Annotated in this window: 4 protein-coding genes; all 4 read right to left on the bottom strand. The window is 55.4% G+C overall.

Annotation, left to right across the window (positions count from 1 at the left end; translation table 11 throughout):
- Positions 1-48: 48 nt before the first annotated feature.
- Positions 49-1,554, bottom strand: coding sequence for a plasmid mobilization relaxase MbeA (gene mbeA / locus ACOTYN_RS25770; protein WP_007899683.1), 1,506 nt, complete (start codon positions 1,552-1,554; stop codon positions 49-51).
- Entirely contained in the window at positions 1,544-1,888 is a 345-nt protein-coding gene (locus tag ACOTYN_RS25765) for a MobC family plasmid mobilization relaxosome protein (protein ID WP_421634795.1), read from the bottom strand. The genes mbeA and ACOTYN_RS25765 overlap by 11 nt, the downstream gene beginning before the upstream one ends.
- Before the next feature lie 987 nt (positions 1,889-2,875).
- Positions 2,876-4,180, bottom strand: a complete 1,305-nt coding sequence (locus ACOTYN_RS25760) for a methyl-accepting chemotaxis protein (RefSeq protein WP_007899670.1) — start codon at positions 4,178-4,180, stop codon at positions 2,876-2,878.
- A 280-nt stretch (positions 4,181-4,460) separates the two neighbouring features.
- Positions 4,461-4,688 (bottom strand): hypothetical protein (locus ACOTYN_RS25755; RefSeq protein WP_253164692.1); only part of this gene is annotated, 228 nt, incomplete at its 5' end.

The raw sequence follows: 4,688 nt of genomic DNA, 5'->3' as shown, positions 1-4,688 counted from the left end.
GTCAGCCTATTTAGCAGGAACGCGATGAGCCCTTCTTCGTGCGGGCTGTCACCTCATCTTCGGACCATCGAAACTCTTCTGCTTCTGTCGGAGCGTCAGCTCCAGCTCGTTCTGACGCTGATACTCCAGTGCAGCCTTCTCCTCGATGGCATTCAGTTCCCGGACAAGCGGCGCAGCTGCTCGCTTAAACTCAGCACCTGCGTGCTCAAGTCCGACACGCGCTCGTTCAGCACCGCGTTCTCCCGTTGCATAAGTCCACACATGCTCCGCCATTCCGCGAAGGCGCTCTCCCATTCGTCCAGCCTTTGCGAGTAGTCCTGCTGTAGCTGCTCTAATGCGCTCAGCAACTGCTTTTCCAGCTCTGTCATTTTCCGCTACTCCTGTTTCAGGCGGATCCAGGTCGTCCCGTCGTAGGGGATGGCTTCGGCTTGCATCCCCGGCGGCAGGATAAGGAACCTCCGGCCGTCGTTGCTCTCCTGATAGCGTACTCCCCACGTCCGGGCGGTCATTTTCGCCAGGGTATCTTCCTGCTGACGAAGATGTGTGTAATTGTCGGTTATCTGCCGTCCCTGCCACCACAGAATGCTCCCGCTCGTGGCGATCAGCAGCGCTGACACCATCAGGATGGTGAGCCATGTCCTCCCGGCCGTCAGCAACACGCTCCGCCGGTTTTTCTCCATCGCCTCGCTCATACTCTGCTCGTGGGCGCTGATGGCGTCGCTGATTCTCCTCGCGCTTGCGTTCAGTTCCGCTCTGACAGACTGCTCGTGCTCGCTGAATGCGGCTTTCAGCATCTCGCCGGTACTCTTCTGCTGCGCTTTCGATTGCTGCTCTAAGTCCTTCGCCAGCGTTAAAAGACTGCTCATAGATGGCTCCCTTCAGTCGGATGTTTCGCCCCCCGTCAGGGTCGGCAATGCTGATACTGCTTTTCGTTGTACGCACCACCTCAAAACCTGCACCTTCAAGAGCCTCAGTGACGTCCTGACGGCTTTTCAGCTCCCCGGACGAGGCTAAGCTCAGCAGTCCACGGGTGATGGCTTCTGCGGCTTCCTGCTTCGTTTTCGGCAGTCCGGCCGGCGTGACCAGCGCCCGGCGGTTTTCCGGCGCGTTCGGATCGTGCAGCCCCAGTCTGCCGTTCACGATGGTCTGCCAGGCATCGATACGCGGCCGGTCGGCGCGGTCGTAGTACGGCTGGAGCCGCCTGCCGGTCAGCAGCTCGGTATTGGGGATCAGAAAGTTCAGCTCCAGACGCCCCTTGTCCTCGTGCTCCACCCACAGAATGCTGTACTGATCTTTATCAAGTCCGGGCATCAGAACCCGCTCGAAGCTGGCCATCAGTTTTTCCCGCTGGCCGGGAGGCAGATCGGCCTCCGCAAACGACAGGACGCCGGAGGTGTATTTCTTCACGTAAGGCGACGCGTCGATCAGCTCCCGGACTTCTTCCGGCTTCCCCTGCAGGACGCTGGCGCCTTCACGCTGCCGGTCTTTACCCAGCAGATAGTCCACCGGCCCGGCGCCACCGCCGCGACCGCGTGGATGAAATTTAACGATCATCGTCCGTTCCTTTCTCAAGAACGGCGTGCCGCAGCCGCTCAAGCCCGGCATCGATGGCCATCAGCGCCGCCACAATCTGCACCCGGTCATGACCGGTACCGACGCCGGCGTGAACCCGGCGGGCTATCTGGTTCAGGTTGTTGCCCATACCGGCAAGCTGGCGCAGCAGCGCCGGCGAGATCGAAGGAAGTTTTGCGGTACGAGCCGGCTTTTCGTCCAGGCAGGTCTGCCGCATCCACGCCGCCAGCTGCCTGCCGTCGCAGCGCTCAAGTAGCCGCCTGTGCTCATCCTCCGTCACCCACATGGTGAGCATCTTGTTCCGTTTCTCTGACAAAACAGTCTCCTGATAACCCCGGGACGGGCGGGAAAACCTTTCCCGGTCGGCGCGGGGTTGGACAAGCCGCAGGCGCGTCAGTGGCTGTTAGCGGGTTTCGGGGCGCAGCCCTGAACCAGTCACGTAGCGCTAGCGGAGTGTATACTGGCTTACTATGTTGGCACGGATGCGAATATCAGTGAAGTGCTTCATGTGGCAGGAGAAAAATGCAGCAGCGGAGCGTCAGCAGAATATGCGATACAGGATATATTCCGCTTCCTCGCTCACTGACTCGCTGCGCTCGGTCGTTCGGCTGCGGCGAGCGGTACCGGCTTACAGGCGGGGCGGAAATTTCCTGGGAGATGCCAGAAAGAAGCTTAACAGGGAAGCGATAAGGCCGCGGCGAAGCCGTTTTTCCATAGGCTCCGCCCCCCTGACAAGCATCACGAAATCTGACGCTCAAATCAGTGGTGGCGAAACCCGACAGGACTATAAAGATACCAGGCGTTTCCCCCTGGTGGCTCCCTCGTGCGCTCTCCTGTTCCTGCCTTTCGGTTTACCGGTGTCATTCCGCTGTTATGGCCGCGTTTGTCTCATTCCACGCCTGACACTCAGTTCCGGGAAGGCAGTTCGCTCCAAGCTGGACTGTATGCACGAACCCCCCGTTCAGTCCGACCGCTGCGCCTTATCCGGTAACTATCAACTTGAGTCCAATCCGGAAAAACACGACAAAGCGCCACTGGCAGCAGCCACTGGTAACAGGTTTAGAGGAGGAGAGTCTTGAAGTTTCGGGTGCGATAAGGCTACACTGAAAGGACAGTTTTGGTGACTGTGCTCCTCCAAGCCAGTTACCGCGGTTCAAAAGAGCGTCAACTCTTGCGAACCTTCGAAAAAGCCACCTTGCCGGGTGGTTTTTTCGTTTTCAGAGCAAGAGATTACGACGCAACGGAAAGGATCTCAAGAAGATCATCTGTGATGTTCGACAGATATGGGGATATGCACCATGGCCTATCCGGCTTTAACTGAAATGGCGACATCCTTAACCGCAGTCTCAACCCCTGCAGCATTCCTCTGAATGCTGGTCATAACTTCACCCGCTTCGCGCATGAGTGTAACCCCTTCCCGAGTGTTCATCAGGCTGTTTTCAATGCCACAGAGAACATCCTTGGCCAGTTGACTATTGCTGGCCACGACTTGCTCAATTTCTTCAGTCGCGCTACTGACGCTCGCCGCAAGATTACGCACTTCTGCGGCAACAACCGCAAAACTTCTTCCGGATGCGCCAGCCCTTGCTGCTTCAATCGCGGCATTCAGTGCAATAAGTCTTGTCTGCATGGCAAACTTCCGGATGGTTTCCACCATATCGTCAATACTTTCAGACTGATTGTTGAGCCGTGAGATATCGGTGGAGACAGCCCCCATCCCCTGCGCAATTCTGTCAATCATAAGGATGCTATTTTCAATAACATTGGCACCGTTCTGCGCACTTTCTCGGGTCTGCACGGCCATATCCCATGCATGCACAGCAGCCTCTTGCTCTCTCTGGTTTCGCAGGACATCAGCCGTAACATCTGTAGCGAATTTCACAATTTTATAAAGCTGCCCATCACTGTTAAAGACAGGGTTATAAGTTGCACGGAACCACAGAGGGTCTCCCTGACGGTTAAGGCGTGGAAACAGACCAGAAAAAAACTCACCTTGATTCAGACTCTCCCAGAAATGTCGGTATTCATCACTTTTGTAAAGCGTCTCGGCACAGAACAGACGATGATGCTTACCTATGATTTCATCCCGCTTATAGCCAGTGGCATTGACGAAATTTTCATTTGCTTCAAGCACGATCCCTTCAGGATTGAAGGTGATGATGGCCATAGAACGGTTTATGGCATTTACGACTGCTTCCTGCTCAAGAGCAGAATGCACGCGCTCAGAAATATCGGCAGCAATTTTAATGACTCTGATAACACGGCCGCGCCTGTCAGAAACGGGGATATAACTGGCTTCAAGCCATACGGAACGATTTCCCTTTGCCAGCCGCAGGTACTTGCCACTAAAGCTTTCTCCCCTGGCAAGGCGCTGCCAGAACTGGCTGTATTCCGGTGAACTTACCAGCGAGGGCGGGCAGAATATACGATGGTGGTGACCGATTATTTCATCAGCCCTGTACCCCATAGTGGAGAGAAAAAGCGGGCTGGCTTTATTTATCACCCCCTCCGGACTGAACTCAATGACAGGCTTATTCTGACAAATTGCGTCATACGAAATGGCTGATCGCTGGAGGTTCAGGGAGAACATATTTTTAAGTGAAAACATATGAATCAGATTGCCCGGATAATGTAAGTACTGCCATGGTTATCGGCTACTCCTTATGTAGCGTTATATATTACTGCGACAGGGCGGGAAAAAGCCCGCTCTTCAGCCATGCCGGCATGATGTCCGGCTCCGGATTTCACGCGTAAAAAACCCGCCATCTTTAGCGGGCTGAACAATAAGAAAATGTTCATATTTACGGCAAATCCGCCGGCTCCAGCAGAGAAGCTGGCGTCTATCAATCTTGGAAGAACCAGCGCAGCTCCGCATGCATTAACAGGCATCAGAAGGCAAAAAAATGGCTCACATCCGGGAGCCGGAAAACACTCAACTGCCTGGATCGCAGCACATCCTTTGTGAAGGATAATTTAAGTATCGGCCGGAGTGCCGCGGGCATAAGCCCGGCCGGCATAATTTTTTCCGTATCCGCCAGACCTCGGCTTTTAACATAACACCCCTTGCCCGCACCGCAGAAACGGGGTTGGCTGCGTTTCCGGTGCCAGACGCGAGA

This window comes from Enterobacter cloacae complex sp. IR5458, from assembly GCF_049238025.1.
Taxonomy (GTDB): domain Bacteria; phylum Pseudomonadota; class Gammaproteobacteria; order Enterobacterales; family Enterobacteriaceae; genus Enterobacter; species Enterobacter kobei.
The sequence above is the reverse complement of the archived record's forward strand: the minus strand, read 5'-3'. Positions and strand labels throughout refer to the sequence as shown.

Coding starts and splice junctions, on each gene's coding strand:
- mbeA (WP_007899683.1), bottom strand. CDS start 1,554: ATGATCGTTAAATTTCATCCACGCGGTCGCGGCGGTGGCGCCGGGCCG.
- ACOTYN_RS25760 (WP_007899670.1), bottom strand. CDS start 4,180: ATGTTTTCACTTAAAAATATGTTCTCCCTGAACCTCCAGCGATCAGCC.